Annotated in this window: 12 protein-coding genes and 1 tRNA gene; all 13 read left to right on the top strand. The window is 55.9% G+C overall.

Annotated elements, in window-relative coordinates; translation table 11 throughout:
- The coding region (locus IEX96_RS14375; protein WP_188874125.1) for an EF-Tu C-terminal domain-related protein at window positions 1–68 on the top strand (68 nt) is incomplete at its 5' end.
- A 197-nt stretch (window positions 69–265) separates the two neighbouring features.
- Window positions 266–341, top strand: a tRNA-Trp gene (locus tag IEX96_RS13780).
- Window positions 342–423: 82 nt separating this feature from the next.
- Window positions 424–621: a preprotein translocase subunit SecE gene (gene secE / locus IEX96_RS13775; protein WP_150001456.1), complete on the top strand. Its 198-nt coding sequence runs from the start codon at window positions 424–426 to the stop codon at window positions 619–621.
- A gap of 5 nt (window positions 622–626) precedes the next feature.
- Window positions 627–1,160, top strand: coding sequence for a transcription termination/antitermination protein NusG (nusG, locus tag IEX96_RS13770; RefSeq protein WP_150001457.1), 534 nt, complete (start codon window positions 627–629; stop codon window positions 1,158–1,160).
- A gap of 125 nt (window positions 1,161–1,285) precedes the next feature.
- Complete coding sequence (gene rplK, locus IEX96_RS13765; protein WP_150006389.1) at window positions 1,286–1,717, top strand: 50S ribosomal protein L11; 432 nt, start codon at window positions 1,286–1,288, stop codon at window positions 1,715–1,717.
- Between the two features lies 1 nt (window position 1,718).
- The gene (gene rplA, locus IEX96_RS13760) at window positions 1,719–2,411 is read left to right on the top strand and encodes a 50S ribosomal protein L1 (RefSeq protein ID WP_150006390.1); all 693 of its coding nucleotides are present in this window, start codon (window positions 1,719–1,721) and stop codon (window positions 2,409–2,411) included.
- Between the two features lie 366 nt (window positions 2,412–2,777).
- On the top strand, window positions 2,778–3,296 hold the full coding sequence (rplJ, locus tag IEX96_RS13755; RefSeq protein ID WP_150006391.1) for a 50S ribosomal protein L10: 519 nt from the start codon (window positions 2,778–2,780) through the stop codon (window positions 3,294–3,296).
- Between the two features lie 54 nt (window positions 3,297–3,350).
- The gene (gene rplL, locus IEX96_RS13750) at window positions 3,351–3,728 is read left to right on the top strand and encodes a 50S ribosomal protein L7/L12 (protein WP_150006392.1); all 378 of its coding nucleotides are present in this window, start codon (window positions 3,351–3,353) and stop codon (window positions 3,726–3,728) included.
- A 247-nt stretch (window positions 3,729–3,975) separates the two neighbouring features.
- Window positions 3,976–8,094, top strand: a complete 4,119-nt coding sequence (gene rpoB, locus IEX96_RS13745) for a DNA-directed RNA polymerase subunit beta (RefSeq protein ID WP_188874143.1) — start codon at window positions 3,976–3,978, stop codon at window positions 8,092–8,094.
- 75 nt (window positions 8,095–8,169) lie between these two features.
- Window positions 8,170–12,396, top strand: coding sequence for a DNA-directed RNA polymerase subunit beta' (rpoC, locus tag IEX96_RS13740; protein WP_188874141.1), 4,227 nt, complete (start codon window positions 8,170–8,172; stop codon window positions 12,394–12,396).
- 408 nt (window positions 12,397–12,804) lie between these two features.
- Window positions 12,805–13,176, top strand: coding sequence for a 30S ribosomal protein S12 (gene rpsL, locus IEX96_RS13735; protein ID WP_150001462.1), 372 nt, complete (start codon window positions 12,805–12,807; stop codon window positions 13,174–13,176).
- Window positions 13,177–13,188: 12 nt separating this feature from the next.
- Complete coding sequence (rpsG, locus tag IEX96_RS13730; RefSeq protein WP_150001463.1) at window positions 13,189–13,659, top strand: 30S ribosomal protein S7; 471 nt, start codon at window positions 13,189–13,191, stop codon at window positions 13,657–13,659.
- 39 nt (window positions 13,660–13,698) lie between these two features.
- Entirely contained in the window at window positions 13,699–15,780 is a 2,082-nt protein-coding gene (fusA, locus tag IEX96_RS13725) for an elongation factor G (RefSeq protein ID WP_150006393.1), read from the top strand.
- Window positions 15,781–15,921 lie beyond the last annotated feature (141 nt).

Genomic DNA, 15,921 nt, shown 5'->3' with positions numbered 1-15,921 from the left:
TGCGCTTTGCGATCCGTGAAGGTGGCCGCACCGTCGGTGCCGGCGTCGTTGCCTCCATCGTCGAGTAAAAAAGCTTGACAGTTCGGTGTCAAAACCGGACTTAAGAGCCCCGATCAAGAGATGGGGATGGTCTGTGCCGTCCCCATCCTGTTTTTCGGGGGAAGCAATGCGGGAAGGCAGTTTAATCAAGAATTAGGTTGAACAGCTGACCCTGTCGCGCTAAATCCCCTCCATCGTTCATTCCATGGGATGTGCGATGGCGTGAAGGAGTGTAGCTCAATTGGTAGAGCACCGGTCTCCAAAACCGGGGGTTGTGAGTTCGAGTCTCGCCACTCCTGCCAGCGTCGGCGGATTATTCATTGTAGCAAGGTTTAAGGCCAAGCTGCGCATCTGGTAGCTTTGGATAACGAAACGGACGAACACATGGCCAAGACAAGCCCTGCACAGTTTGTGCGGCAGGTGCGCCAAGAGTTGGACAAGGTGACGTGGCCATCACGTCGCGAAACGTCGATTACCACCGTGATGGTTGGCATCATGGTCGCCCTTACCTCTGTCTTTTTCGTCATTGTGGATATAGGGCTGTCCTGGGGTGTGAAGACGATTCTCGGTCTTGGAGGATAATTGAAGTGGCTACTCCGCGCTGGTACATCATCCACGCCTATTCCGGATTCGAGAAAAAGGTTGCCGAATCGATCAAGGAGCAGGCCGAGACTCAGGGTCTTGAGCCGCTGATCGAAGAGGTTATCGTTCCCACCGAAGAGGTGGTCGAGATGCGAAAAGGCCAAAAGCGCACATCGGAGCGGAAATTTTTCCCCGGTTATGTGCTGGCCAAAATGGAAATGACCGAACAGACCTATCATCTGGTCAAGAACACGGCAAAGGTGACGGGATTTTTGGGGCCGCAGGGCCGTCCAACACCGATCAGTCAGGCGGAAGCCGACCGTATCCTTCATCAGGTGAAGGAAGGGGTCGAGCGTCCCCGGCCAACGATCCAGTTTGAAGTGGGCGAAGAAGTCCGCGTCAAGGAAGGGCCGTTTGCGTCGTTTAACGGCATGGTCGAAGAAGTGGACGAGGAGCGGGCCCGGCTCAAGGTGTCGGTGTCGATCTTTGGTCGCGCCACTCCGGTGGAATTGGAATACACTCAGGTGGAAAAATCCTGATTGTTTTGAATCGGCGGGCAGTTTAAGGCTGCGCGTCGGTTTTCATTGTGCGGGAGGTCAGCCATGACCGTTACCGCATCCCTTTCGAAACGGTGCCCGGCCTATCCGGGTTGAGAGGACGTGTAATGGCGAAGAAAATTACCGGCTATATCAAGCTGCAAGTGCCTGCCGGCGCTGCCAATCCGTCGCCGCCCATCGGGCCGGCGCTCGGTCAGCGTGGCGTGAATATCATGGAATTCTGTAAGGCATTCAATGCCTCCACCGACAAGATGGAAAAAGGGATGCCCATCCCTACCGTCATTACGGTGTATCAGGATCGTTCCTTCACTTTCGTGACGAAAACCCCGCCTGCCAGCTATTTCCTGAAGCGGGCCGCCAATGTGAAAAAAGGTGGTGCCACGCCGGGTAAAGAATCTGCAGGTACGGTGAGCGCGGATCAGATCCGTGAAATTGCCGAAGCGAAAATGAAAGATCTGAATGCTCATGATGTGGACCAGGCGATGAAGATCGTTGCCGGTTCCGCACGGTCCATGGGCCTGACTGTGGAGGGGATGTAAGATGGCGCGTCAGTCCAAGCGTATGAAGTCCGCTCTTGAGCAGGTTGACCGGTTGAAAGAATACAGCATCGTGGAAGCTGTCGGCATTCTGCAGTCGGTGAAGACCACCAAATTCGATGAAACCGTCGAGGTTGCCATGAATTTGGGTGTTGATCCGCGTCATGCCGATCAGATGGTGCGCGGCGTTGTGTCTTTGCCGCACGGCACCGGCAAAACCATGCGGGTTGCGGTGTTCGCCAAAGGTCCGAAAGCCGAAGAAGCCGAAGCCGCTGGTGCCGATCGGGTGGGTGCAGACGATCTGGCCGAAGAATTTGCCAATGGCAATATTGATTTCGATCGCATCATCGCCACGCCGGATATGATGGCTGTGGTGGGCAAGTTGGGTCGTGTTCTGGGCCCCAAGGGTCTGATGCCGAACCCCAAGCTGGGCACAGTGACCATGGATGTCAAAAAAGCTGTGTCCGATGCCAAAGCCGGTCAGGTGCAATACCGCGTTGAAAAAGCCGGGATCGTGCATGCCGGTGTTGGCAAGCTGAGCTTTGATGCCGCCAAGATCGAAGAAAATGTGCAAGCATTCGTCGATGCCATCATCAAGGCAAAACCAGCGGGTGCCAAGGGCAATTACCTGAAGCGGGTGGCGATCACCTCTTCCATGGGCCCGGGTTTGAAGATTTCGGTGTCCAGCCTGAGCTGATCGGCTGCGAGATCGACGAGATTGCCGGATGCGGGCTGTATTCCGCGTCTGGCACAAAGGAGCCGGTGATCGGTTGATCCCGGTTCTTCTGTCCAAGATTGCAGGGGTTTGATGCTTTTCGTGTGACCGGGCCGTTTTGGCGGTTTGGTGAAGGGCTGAGAACTTAATCGAAAGCGCGGAAGCGTTCCTGCATGAGACGGGGTGACGGCGGTCCAAATGGATATCCATCGGGCCGAATGCGGTGTTCCACAGTGCCTTTCATGGTGAGTGTGGGTGCCAAACCCCCGGACAGCGAGTGGCATGTGAAGGTTTCGCATGTCTGGTGCAATCGGGAAGGCGTTGGCCTTTCCCAGAAGGAGGCGAGAAGTGGATCGAGCCCAAAAGAAGGCGCTGGTCGCGTCCATGAAGGACGTATTCTCTGCTGCCCCCGTTGTAGTGGTTGCCCACTATAAAGGGCTTTCGGTGGCGGAAATGTCCGATCTTCGCGTGCGTTTGCGCGAGGTTGGGGCCGACTTTAAAGTGACCAAAAACCGGCTCACCAAGCTCGCGCTTCAAGGCACCCCGTCGGAGACGATTTCGGACCTGTTCACAGGCCCGACAGCCATTGGCTACTCCGACGATCCGGTGGCAGCACCCAAAGTGCTCGCCAAGTTCGCCAAGCAGAATGACAAGCTGGTTATTCTGGGTGGTGTGCTGGATGGCAGGGCTCTCGACGCCGATGGTGTCAAGGCTCTGGCCGAACTGCCTTCGCTCGATGAACTGCGCGGTAAGCTGGTTGGTCTGTTGCAGACCCCGGCAAGCCGTATTGCGAGCGTATTGCAGGCCCCCGGCGGACAGGTCGCGCGCGTCCTGGCCGCTCATGCCGAGAAGCAAGAAGCTGCGTGAGCATCTGATTAACCGATGGAATGAGACCCGATACGGGTCATATGGAGTTATATAATGGCTGCTGATCTTGAAAAGATTGTCGAAGAACTGTCCGCACTGACCGTTATGGAAGCTGCTGAGCTGTCCAAGCTTCTCGAAGAGAAGTGGGGCGTTTCCGCTGCTGCTCCGGTTGCTGTTGCCGCTGCCGGTGCCGCCGGTGGTGCCGATGCCGCTGAAGAAAAGACGGAATTCGACGTTATTCTGACCGCCGCTGGCGACAAGAAAATCAACGTGATTAAAGAAGTTCGTGCCATCACCGGTCTTGGTCTTAAAGAAGCCAAAGATCTGGTTGAAGGTGCACCCAAAGCGGTTAAAGAAGCCGCAACCAAAGAAGAAGCCGATAAGATCAAGGCACAGCTTGAAGGTGCCGGCGCATCTGTCGAGCTTAAATAACGTCTCGCGGACACGCGCGATGTTCGGGCTGGGGGCGCTTAATCGTCCCCGGCCCGTAGGTGTCTTTTTAGACGCCGGGGCTTTCTGAAACGGAAGCACGGAAGGTGAGTCCACCCTCTTTGGTGGATCGCCAAAAGAATTTTATGATGCCGGGGCCGGCTTCTCCATAATGGGTGATGTGGTCCGGGCGGCAGGCGAATGGCACAGGGCTGTTCGTTTATGAGCGCAAGCGAAGCGAGGGCGTAGCATGGCGACTTCTTTCACTGGTCGTAAGCGGGTTCGCAAGAACTTCGGCCACATCCCCGAAGTGACGGAGATGCCCAATCTGATCCAGGTGCAGCGGGCATCTTATGATCAATTCTTCAAGGCGGGCGCGACCGAAGAGGAGCGGAAGGCTTCTGGTCTGGAAAGTGTTCTGCAATCGGTGTTCCCGATTACGGATTTTTCCAATACCGCATCTTTGGAATATGTGCGGTACGAGTTGGAAGGCCCGAAATACGATTTTGACGAGTGCCGCGCGCGCGGGATGACGCTGGCCGCCCCTTTGCGTGTGACCCTGCGCCTGATCGTTTTTGAAGTCGATCCCGATACGGAAGCCCGGTCTGTGCTCGATATCAAAGAGCAAGACGTTTATATGGGCGATATGCCTTTGATGACCAAGAACGGCACCTTTGTCGTGAATGGTACGGAGCGCGTTATCGTTTCCCAGATGCACCGCAGTCCCGGCGTGTTTTTCGACCATGACAAAGGCAAGACCCACAGCTCCGGCAAGTTCCTGTTTGCCGCCCGGGTGATTCCTTATCGTGGCTCGTGGCTCGATTTCGAATTCGACGGCAAGGACATTGTGAATGTCCGCATCGACCGTCGCCGTAAATTGCCGGCCACGGTTTTGCTTTATGCCTTGGGTATGTCGTCGGAAGACATCCTGCATTATTTCTATAACAGTGTTGCCTATGAGCGCACCGAACAGGGCTGGAAAGTGCCGTTTGTCGCGGACAAATGGCGCGGCGCCAAGCCCGGCTATGATGTGGTTGATGCGGATTCCGGCGAAGTGGTGATCGAAGCCGGCAAAAAGGTAACGCCGCGTCTGGCCAAGAAATTGGAAAAAGACGGCATCAAGGCGCTTTTGGTTCCCGCCGAGGAAATCATTGGTCGATTTGCCGCGGATGATCTGATCGATGAACAGACCGGTGCGATTTATATCGAGGCCGGTGAGGAAATTACCGAAGAGCATCTGTCGAGCCTTTATGAAGCAGGCTTTGAAGAGCTGCGTGTGCTCGATATCGACAATATGTCCGTCGGCCCATGGGTGCGGAACACCCTGCAGGTGGATAAAGTCGAAGGCTATGAGCAGGCTCTGGCCGAAATCTATAAGGTGATGCGTCCGGGCGAGCCGCCGACCAAGGAAACGGCGGAAGCGCTGTTTGATGGCCTGTTCTTTGATTCGGAACGCTATGATCTGTCCGCCGTTGGCCGCGTGAAGATGAACATGCGCCTTGGTCTGGATGCGGAAGACAGTGTGCGCGTTCTGCGCAAGGAAGACATTCTGTCTGTCTTGAAGCATCTTGTGGACCTGAAAGATGGCCGCGGCGAAGTGGACGATATTGACCATCTGGGCAATCGTCGCCTGCGTTCTGTGGGGGAATTGCTGGAAAACCAGTATCGCGTTGGCTTGTTGCGCATGGAGCGTGCCATCCGTGAACGTATGTCTTCTGTGGATATCGACACGGTGATGCCCCACGATCTGATCAATGCCAAACCGGCTGTTGCCGCGGTGCGGGAATTCTTCGGTAGCTCGCAGCTGTCGCAGTTCATGGACCAAACCAATCCGCTGGGTGAAATCACCCATAAGCGTCGCCTGTCGGCGCTTGGGCCGGGCGGTTTGACCCGTGAGCGTGCAGGCTTCGAGGTGCGCGATGTGCATCCCACCCATTATGGCCGCATCTGCCCCATTGAAACGCCGGAAGGGCCGAATATTGGTCTGATCAACTCGCTGGCCACCTATGCGCGGGTGAATAAATACGGCTTCATCGAAACCCCTTACCGCGAGGTCAAGGACGGGGTGGTGACCGATAATGTGGTCTATCTTTCCGCGATGGAAGAAAGCCGCCACACCATTGCGCAGGCCAATGCGGAGCTGGACGAAAACAACCGCTTTGTTTCCGATCTTGTCTCCACCCGGTGCGCCAGCGAATTCATGCTGGCCCCTCCTGAGCAGATCACCTTGATGGACGTCAGCCCCAAACAGCTGGTTTCCGTTGCGGCGGCGCTTATTCCCTTCTTGGAAAACGATGACGCCAACCGCGCCCTGATGGGGTCGAACATGCAGCGTCAGGCCGTGCCTTTGGTGCGTGCAGAAGCGCCGTTTGTCGGCACCGGCATGGAAAAAGTGGTGGCACAGGATTCCGGTGCTTCTATCGCTGCGCGCCGGACGGGTATCGTCGATCAGGTGGACGCCATGCGTATCGTTGTGCGTGCCACCGAAGATGTGGGACCGGGCGATCCGGGCGTTGATATCTACCGCCTGTCCAAGTTCCAACGGTCCAACCAGAACACCGCCATCAACCAGCGTCCGCTGGTGCGTAAGGGCGATGTGGTGACCAAGAACGACATCATCGCCGATGGTCCGTCGACGGATCTGGGGGAATTGGCTCTGGGCCGCAATGTGCTCGTCGCCTTCATGCCCTGGAACGGCTACAACTTCGAAGATTCGATCCTGTTGTCCGAACGGATCGTGAAGGAAGATGTGTTCACCTCGATCCATATCGAGGAATTCGAGGTGATGGCCCGCGATACCAAATTGGGTCCGGAAGAAATCACCCGCGATATTCCCAATGTGGGTGAAGAAGGCCTGCGCAATCTGGATGAAGCGGGCATCGTTTATATCGGTGCCGAGGTTCATCCGGGCGATATTCTGGTGGGCAAGATCACTCCCAAGGGTGAAAGCCCGATGACGCCGGAAGAAAAGCTTCTGCGCGCCATCTTTGGCGAAAAGGCATCGGATGTACGGGATACCTCCATGCGCTTGCCGCCGGGTGTTGCCGGAACCGTGGTGGAAGTGCGGGTGTTCAACCGTCATGGCGTTGAAAAAGACGAGCGTGCCTTGTCTATCGAGCGTCAAGAAATCGAACGTCTGCAAAAAGACCGTGACGATGAACGCGCCATTTTGGAGCGCAACATCTTTGCCCGTCTGAGTGACCTGATTGTCGGCCATACGGTAAGCGCCGGCACCAAGGACATGAAAAAAGGCACCCTGGTTACGCAAGAAGGCTTTGAAGCGCTGTCGCAGAAGGACCGTTGGAGCATTGCCGTCGATGATGACGATGTGATGACGGAAATTGAAGCGCTGAAAAAGCAATATGACGAATCGCGTGCCAATCTGCAGCACCGCTTTGAAGAAAAAGTGGACAAGCTGCAGCGGGGCGATGAAATGCCGCCGGGCGTCTTGAAAATGGTCAAGGTGTTCGTGGCCGTGAAGCGGAAAATGCAACCGGGCGACAAGATGGCCGGTCGTCATGGCAATAAGGGTGTGGTTTCCCGCATTTTGCCCAATGAAGACATGCCATTCCTTGAAGATGGGTCGCCGGTGGATATCGTTCTCAATCCGCTGGGTGTGCCTTCGCGCATGAATGTGGGGCAGATTCTGGAAACCCATCTGGGATGGGCCAGCCGCGGCCTTGGGCGTCAGATCAATCAGCTGGTCGAAGCCTATAACGACAATGTCGAAGAAAAGACCAAGGTTGTCTCCGACATCCGCGGGCGCTTGGAAGGCATTTATGGCAAAGAGCAGTATGAAGCCGATATCGGTGTCTTGACCGATAGTGAAGTGGTGGAGCTGGCGGGCAATATGTCTTACGGCGTGCCCTTTGCGACACCGGTGTTCGATGGCGCCGTCGAGGCGGACATCTGCGACATGCTGAAACGGGCCGGGCTGGACGAATCCGGGCAGGTTGATCTCTATGATGGCCGTACCGGGGAACAGTTCGATCGTAAGGTGACTGTGGGCTATATCTATATGCTCAAATTGCACCATCTGGTGGATGACAAGATCCACGGACGGTCAATCGGTCCGTACAGCCTTGTGACGCAGCAGCCGCTTGGCGGTAAGGCGCAATTCGGTGGTCAGCGCTTTGGCGAGATGGAGGTGTGGGCCTTGCAGGCTTATGGCGCCGCCTATACCTTGCAGGAAATGCTGACAGTGAAATCCGATGATGTGGCCGGCCGTACCAAGGTTTATGAAGCCATTGTCAAGGGTGACGACACCTTTGAAGCAGGCATCCCCGAGTCCTTCAATGTGCTTGTGAAGGAAATGCGGAGCCTTGGCCTTAATGTCGAGCTTCTGTCGAGCGATCAAGACCAGAGCTAATAAGCCCGGACGGCGGTTTCGCCGTCCGCGGTTACACCCAATAACGGGCAGCCTCAAGCTGGGAAGCGTTCTGAGATGAATCAGGAATTGATGAATTTCTTCAACCCGGGCCAAAAGCCGGAGAGCTTTGATCGAATCAAGATCTCGCTCGCCAGCCCCGAACGGATCCGGTCATGGTCGTTCGGCGAAATCAAAAAGCCCGAGACGATCAACTACCGCACGTTCAAGCCGGAACGGGATGGCCTGTTCTGTGCGCGGATCTTTGGTCCGATCAAGGATTATGAATGCTTGTGCGGCAAGTACAAGCGGATGAAATATCGCGGCATTATCTGCGAAAAATGCGGCGTGGAAGTTACCTTGTCGAAGGTGCGCCGCGAACGTATGGGGCATATTGAACTGGCCGCTCCTGTGGCGCATATCTGGTTCTTGAAGTCCTTGCCGTCGCGGATCGGCTTGTTGCTCGATATGATGCTCAAGGATCTGGAGCGCGTGCTCTATTTCGAAAGCTTCATTGTTATCGAGCCGGGCCTGACACCGCTTAAAAAATACCAGCTCCTGACGGAAGAAGATTTCTACCGGGCGCAAGATGAATATGGCGAAGACAGCTTCACCGCCGGAATCGGTGCCGAAGCAATCCGTTCCATGATGGAAACGCTGGATCTGGAAGCCGAGCGGGAAACCCTGCTGAAAGACCTGGCGGAAACCAAATCCGAACTCAAGCCCAAGAAGATCGTCAAGCGTCTGAAGGTCATCGAAAGTTTCATCGAATCGGGCAACCGCCCCGAATGGATGATCATGACCATCATTCCGGTGATCCCGCCTGAGCTGCGCCCGCTGGTGCCGCTGGATGGTGGCCGATTCGCCACTTCGGATCTGAACGATCTCTATCGCCGGGTGATCAACCGTAACAACCGTTTGAAGCGGCTGATCGAGCTGCGTGCGCCGGATATCATCATCCGCAATGAAAAGCGCATGCTGCAAGAAGCGGTGGATGCGCTGTTTGATAACGGGCGTCGTGGCCGTACCATCACCGGCAATAACAAGCGCCCTTTGAAATCTCTCAGCGATATGCTGAAGGGCAAGCAAGGCCGTTTCCGCCAGAACCTGCTGGGTAAGCGCGTCGATTATTCCGGTCGTTCGGTGATCGTTGTCGGCCCCGAACTGAAGCTGCATCAATGCGGCCTGCCCAAGAAAATGGCCTTGGAGCTGTTCAAACCGTTTATCTATGCGCGGCTGGACAAGAAAGGCATCGCCACCACCATCAAGCAGGCGAAAAAGCTGGTTGAAAAAGAGCGCCGCGAGGTTTGGGATATCCTTGATGAGGTGATCCGCGAACATCCGGTGATGCTCAACCGTGCGCCGACCCTGCATAGACTTGGTATTCAGGCGTTCGAGCCGGTGCTGATCGAAGGCAAAGCGATCCAGCTTCATCCGCTGGTCTGCGCCGCCTTCAACGCCGATTTCGATGGCGACCAGATGGCCGTGCATGTGCCTTTGTCTTTGGAGGCACAGCTTGAAGCCCGCGTGTTGATGATGTCCACCAACAACATCCTCAGCCCGGCCAATGGCAAGCCGATCATCGTGCCCAGCCAGGATATCGTGCTTGGTCTTTATTATATCACCATCGAGCGCGAGAACGAGCCGGGCGAAGGCATGGCATTTGCCTCGCTTGAAGAAATCCAATATGCGCTGGATACGGGCGTGGTGACATTGCACACCAAGATTCAGGCCCGTGTCGATACGGTGGATGAAGAGGGCAACCCCGTCACCCGCCGCGTACAATCCACACCGGGCCGTATGTTGCTGTCGCAGCATCTTCCGAAGAACAAGAATATCCCGTTCTCGACCATCAATAAGTTGATGACCAAGCGCGAGATTACGGAAGTGATCGACGTGGTCTATCGCCATTGCGGCCAGAAACAGACGGTTCTGTTTGCCGACGGCATCATGGCGCTGGGCTTTGCCCATGCGTGCCGCGCCGGGATTTCCTTTGGTAAGGATGACATGGTCATTCCGCATACCAAGGAAAAGCTGGTCGACGAGACCAAGGCTCTGGTGAAAGAGTATGAAGAGCAGTATCAGGACGGCTTCATCACTCAGGGTGAGAAATACAACAAGGTGGTGGATGCCTGGGCGCAATGCACAGACAAAGTCGCCGATGAAATGATGCAGGAGATCTCGGCACGGCGCATCGACAAGGTGACGGGCCGTGAAATGCAGATCAACTCCATCTATATGATGGCCCATTCCGGGGCCCGTGGTTCACCCGCCCAGATGAAGCAGCTTGCCGGGATGCGTGGCCTGATGGCCAAGCCGTCCGGTGAGATCATCGAAACGCCGATCATCTCGAACTTTAAAGAAGGTCTGTCGGTGCTCGAATACTTTAATTCGAGCCATGGCGCCCGTAAGGGTCTTGCGGATACGGCCTTGAAGACCGCCAATTCCGGTTATCTCACCCGCCGTCTGGTGGATGTGAGCCAGGATTGCGTGATCGTTGAGCATGATTGCGGCACCGAACAGGGGCTTGAACTTACGGAAGTGGTGGAATCGGGCGAGACGATCGTCTCGTTGTCCGAACGGATTCTTGGCCGCACGGCAGCCGTGGATATCATGCATCCGGTATCGGGTGACCTGCTGTTGAAAGCCGGTACGCCGCTGAATGAAGCCGAGGTGGACCTGATCGAACAAGCCGGAATCACCACAGTGCGTATTCGCTCGGTACTTACCTGCGAAACGCGCGGCGGAACCTGTGCCTTGTGCTATGGCCGTGATCTGGCCCGCGGAACGCCGGTGAATATGGGCGAGGCGGTCGGCGTGATCGCAGCCCAGTCCATCGGTGAACCGGGAACCCAGCTCACCATGCGGACGTTCCATATCGGCGGGACGGCGACGGTGTCCGAACAGTCGTCTTTGGAAGCCAGCTATGATGCCACCATCCGTCTGGATAATTTGAACGTGGTGGAGGATTCCAAGGGTCGGCACATTGTGATGGGCCGGACTCTGGAAATCGTGCTCATCGATGCCGAAGGCCGGGCGCGGGCATCGCACCGGATTCCATTCGGCGCGCGTTTGATGGTCACCGACGGTCAGAAGATCAAGAAAGGCGCCAAGCTGTGTGAATGGGATCCTTATACCATCCCCATCATCACGGAAAAATCCGGCGTCATTCGCATGCTCGATCTGATCGAAGGTGTGTCCGTGAAAGACGTGGTGGATGAAGCCACAGGGATCACCTCGAAAGTGGTGATGGATTGGCGCTCTTCACCCAAGGGCGGGGATCTGCGGCCGCGTTTGACACTGCGTGACGAGAATGACGAAGTGGTTGAACTGAGCAATGGCACCGAAGCCCGTTACTTCATGTCTGTGGATGCCATTCTGTCCGTTGAAGACGGGCAGCGGGTCAGCGCCGGTGATGTGATTGCCCGTATCCCCCGTGAAGCGGCGAAAACCCGCGATATCACCGGGGGTCTGCCGCGGGTGGCGGAGTTGTTTGAAGCCCGTCGTCCCAAGGAACATGCGATCATCGCCGAAAAAGACGGCACGGTGGAATTCGGTCGCGATTTCAAGAACAAGCGCCGAATCGTCATCCGTCCTACCGATGACAGCGATGAACCGGTCGAATATCTGGTGCCAAAGGGCAAGCATATCTCCGTGCGGGAAGGCGATCATATCCGCAAGGGTGAATATCTTCTGGATGGCAATCCGGCCCCCCATGACATTCTCGAAGTCATGGGTCCGGCAGCCCTCACAGCCTATCTGGTGCAGGAAATCCAGGAGGTCTATCGCCTGCAGGGTGTGAAGATCAACGATAAGCACATCGAGGTGATCGTTCGCCAGATGCTGCAAAAAATCGAGATCCTGCATCCGGGCGAATCGACCTTCTTGCTGGGCGAGCAGGTGGACCGCGAGGACTTCCAAGAGCAGAATGAAGCGCTGGAGAAGGCCGGGCGTTTGCCGGCACGCGGCAAGCCTGTCTTGCTGGGGATCACCAAGGCCAGCCTGCAAACACGCTCCTTCATCTCGGCCGCATCGTTCCAGGAAACCACGCGCGTCCTTACCGAAGCGTCGGTTGCGGGCAAGGTGGATAATCTTGTGGGCCTGAAGGAAAATGTGATTGTCGGGCGCTTGATTCCGGCGGGCACAGGGGCCGTGATGCGCCGGTTGAAAAATGAAGCCGGGCGTCGCGATCAGGAATTCCGCCTGAAGCAACAAGCGGAGCAGGAAGCGGCACAGCTGGCGGCAGATGCTGCGAAAAGTGCCGCGGACGACTCCGGCGCTGAAGACGGTGTCGCAGAGGGCTGAGATTTGCATTCCCTTTTGCGAGTCCTTTAAAATAAAACAGCGGGTGCCGGATTGAATTCGGCACCCGTTTTATATGCGTCGGGCGTTTTGGCTTGTTTCTCTATGATTCACAAGGCGTTACGGCGAAAACCAGGGGAGCCATCGCCTGTCTACAAATTGCCCCGTTATTTCGGTTGACGCTTGGCAGGGCCGTGCATATAGTGCGCACCTCGCTCGGGCCCGGGTGGTGGTATCAAGTCATGCCAGACACCGGTGTCGTACGAGCTTAAAGCGAATTACTTTTACTGGGCTTACTGGTTGCCGAAAATCTCTGGCGGCAAAGTGCCGGGGAGGTTACGGCTGCATTTTATGTGGTCATGATTGATCCGTTGACCGGGCTCCAGAAAACAGTGTGGAAGAAGAGGACGCATGCCGACTATCAATCAGCTGGTGCGCAAGCCACGGAAGGCGCCCGTGAAGCGCAATAAGGTGCCTGCCCTTGAGGCGTGCCCGCAAAAACGCGGTGTTTGCACGCGCGTGTATACGACCACCCCGAAGAAGCCGAACTCGGCGCTGCGTAAGGTGGCCCGTGTCCGTCTGACAAACTCGATCGAAGTGTCCAGTTATATCCCCGGTGAGGGACATAATCTGCAAGAGCACTCGGTCGTCCTGATCCGCGGTGGCCGCGTGAAGGATTTGCCCGGTGTCCGCTATCACATTCTTCGTGGTGTGCTGGATACCCAAGGCGTGTCCGATCGTCGTCAGAGCCGGTCGAAATACGGCGCGAAGCGTCCGAAATAAGAGGATAGAGCGATGTCCCGTCGTCATCGTGCGGAAAAACGCGAAATTTTGCCCGACCCGAAATTCGGGGATGTGGTGTTAACGAAATTCGTCAACAGTCTGATGTTTGACGGCAAAAAATCTGTTGCCGAAACCATCGTCTATGGCGCGTTCGATCAAGTCGAGGCCCGTGCAAAGACGGAGCCTCTTCCTGTGTTTCATGAAGCCCTCGACAATGTGAAGCCCGCCATTGAAGTGCGGTCGCGTCGCGTTGGTGGTGCCACCTATCAGGTGCCCGTCGAGGTGCGTTCGGATCGTGCGCAGGCTCTGGCTATTCGTTGGCTCATTGGTGCGGCGAGAAAACGCAGCGAAAAAACCATGGGCGAGCGCCTGGCGAATGAGTTGCTGGATGCGTCGAACAATCGTGGTGCTGCCGTAAAGAAGCGTGAAGACACGCATCGTATGGCCGACGCCAACAAAGCCTTTTCGCATTATCGCTGGTAATTCAGCGCCGTCCCTACCAGACAGAGAGCTTGTCAAGTCATGTCACGTCAGACGCCCCTCGATCGGTATCGCAATATCGGCATCATGGCTCACATCGATGCCGGTAAGACCACGACAACCGAGCGTATCCTTTATTACACCGGCCGGTCGCACAAGATCGGTGAAGTGCATGAAGGTGCCGCCACCATGGACTGGATGGAGCAGGAGCAGGAGCGTGGTATTACCATCACCTCTGCTGCAACCACCTGTTTTTGGAAAGACCATCGCATCAATATCATTGATACACCGGGCCATGTGGACTTCACCATTGAGGTCGAGCGGTCCCTGCGTGTTCTGGATGGTGCCGTTGCGGTGTTCGATTCGGTTGCCGGTGTGGAGCCGCAGTCGGAAACGGTGTGGCGTCAGGCGGACAAGTACAAAGTTCCGCGCATGTGTTTCGTCAACAAGATGGACCGCATGGGTGCGAATTTCGCCCGCTGTGTCGAGATGTTCAAAACCCGCCTTGGTGCGAAGCCGCTGGTAACCCAGTTGCCTATTGGCGCCGAGTCGGATTTCGTTGGTCTTGTCGATCTGATCAGCATGAAGGCGTTCATCTGGCATGATGAATCGCTGGGTGCGGAATGGGATGTGAAAGATATTCCTGCCGATATGGCCGATGATGCCGAGATGGCCCGCCAGGAAATGATAGAGACGGCCGTTGAGGTTGACGAAGCCTTGATGGAAAAATATCTCGAAGGTGAAGAGCCGACCGCGGATGAGCTGAAGGCTGCCATCCGCAAAGGCACGATCGGTCTGGAATTCGTTCCGGTTTTGTGTGGCTCTTCCTTCAAGAACAAGGGCGTTCAGGCGCTGTTGGATGCGGTGGTGGATTATATGCCGTCACCCACCGAAGTGCCGAGCATTAAGGGCGTCTCCGTTGATGATCCTGATGTTGCGATGGTTCGCAAATCGTCCGATGACGAGCCTTTCTCGGCTTTGGCCTTCAAGATCATGAACGATCCGTTCGTGGGCTCGCTGACCTTCTGCCGCATTTATTCGGGCAAGCTCAGCCGCTCCGATCAGGTGGCCAATACGGTCAAAGGCAAGCGCGAAAAAATTGGCCGTATGCTGCAAATGCATGCCAATTCCCGTGAAGAGCTGGAAGAAGCCTTTGCTGGCGACATCGTGGCACTTGCCGGTCTGAAAGATACCACCACCGGGGATACATTGTGCGCACCCAATGCGCCGATTATCCTTGAGCGGATGGAATTCCCTGATCCAGTGATTTCCGTTGCGGTGGAGCCAAAAACCAAAGCCGACCAGGAAAAGATGGGCATCGCGCTCAATCGTTTGGCGGCGGAAGATCCCAGCTTCCGGGTGCGTTCCGATGAAGAATCCGGACAGACCGTGATCGCTGGTATGGGCGAGCTTCATCTGGATATCCTGATCGATCGCATGAAGCGGGAATTCAAGGTTGAAGCCAATGTGGGCGCCCCTCAGGTGGCCTATCGTGAAACCTTCGCCCGTGAAGTTGAAATTGATTATACCCATAAGAAACAGTCTGGTGGGTCCGGTCAGTTCGCTCGTGTCAAGATGGTCGTGTCTCCTGGTGAGCGCGGTGAAGGTCTTGAATTCATTGATGAGATCAAGGGCGGCAACATTCCCCGTGAATATATTCCGGGCGTTGCCAAAGGGATCAAGGATGTGGCCGAATCCGGCGCCTTGATCGGCTTCCCGATCATCGACTTCAAGGTACGCCTGATCGATGGGGCCTACCATGATGTGGACTCCAGTGTCCTGGCCTTTGAAATTGCCGGTCGTGCGGGGCTGCGTGAAGCGGCATCCAAAGCCGGGATCAAGTTGCTCGAGCCGATGATGAAGGTCGAAGTGGTCACGCCTGAAGAATATATGGGCGATGTGATCGGCGACCTGAATTCCCGGCGCGGTCAAATTCAGGGAACAGAAGCGCGCGGCGTTGCTCAGGTTGTTGAAGCAATGGTGCCGCTGGCAAATATGTTCGGCTATGTGAACCAGCTTCGCTCGTTCAGTCAGGGTCGGGCCCAATATACGATGCAATTCAGCCACTATGATGAAGTTCCCAACGCAGTGGCCGAAGAAGTGAAAGCCAAACTTGCTGGTTAATCAGCAAGAAGAACTGCACATGCGCCGCAGGGGATTTTCTGCGGTGCCTCTAGCAAGGATTGAAGGACAAAAAAATGGCGAAGGCAAAGTTTGAGCGGAGCAAGCCGCATGTGAACATTGGCACGATTGGCCATGTTGACC

The sequence above is a fragment of the Iodidimonas muriae genome (genome assembly GCF_014647255.1).
Taxonomy (GTDB): Bacteria; Pseudomonadota; Alphaproteobacteria; order Sphingomonadales; family Rhodothalassiaceae; genus Iodidimonas; species Iodidimonas muriae.
The sequence above is the reverse complement of the archived record's forward strand: the minus strand, read 5'-3'. Positions and strand labels throughout refer to the sequence as shown.

What these genes read in the sequence shown, in the direction of transcription:
- secE (WP_150001456.1), top strand. Translation starts at nt 424, where the DNA reads ATGGCCAAGACAAGCCCTGCACAGTTTGTGCGGCAGGTGCGCCAAGAG.
- rplK (WP_150006389.1), top strand. Translation starts at nt 1,286, where the DNA reads ATGGCGAAGAAAATTACCGGCTATATCAAGCTGCAAGTGCCTGCCGGC.
- rplA (WP_150006390.1), top strand. Translation starts at nt 1,719, where the DNA reads ATGGCGCGTCAGTCCAAGCGTATGAAGTCCGCTCTTGAGCAGGTTGAC.
- rplL (WP_150006392.1), top strand. Translation starts at nt 3,351, where the DNA reads ATGGCTGCTGATCTTGAAAAGATTGTCGAAGAACTGTCCGCACTGACC.
- rpoB (WP_188874143.1), top strand. Translation starts at nt 3,976, where the DNA reads ATGGCGACTTCTTTCACTGGTCGTAAGCGGGTTCGCAAGAACTTCGGC.
- rpoC (WP_188874141.1), top strand. Translation starts at nt 8,170, where the DNA reads ATGAATCAGGAATTGATGAATTTCTTCAACCCGGGCCAAAAGCCGGAG.
- rpsL (WP_150001462.1), top strand. Translation starts at nt 12,805, where the DNA reads ATGCCGACTATCAATCAGCTGGTGCGCAAGCCACGGAAGGCGCCCGTG.
- rpsG (WP_150001463.1), top strand. Translation starts at nt 13,189, where the DNA reads ATGTCCCGTCGTCATCGTGCGGAAAAACGCGAAATTTTGCCCGACCCG.
- fusA (WP_150006393.1), top strand. Translation starts at nt 13,699, where the DNA reads ATGTCACGTCAGACGCCCCTCGATCGGTATCGCAATATCGGCATCATG.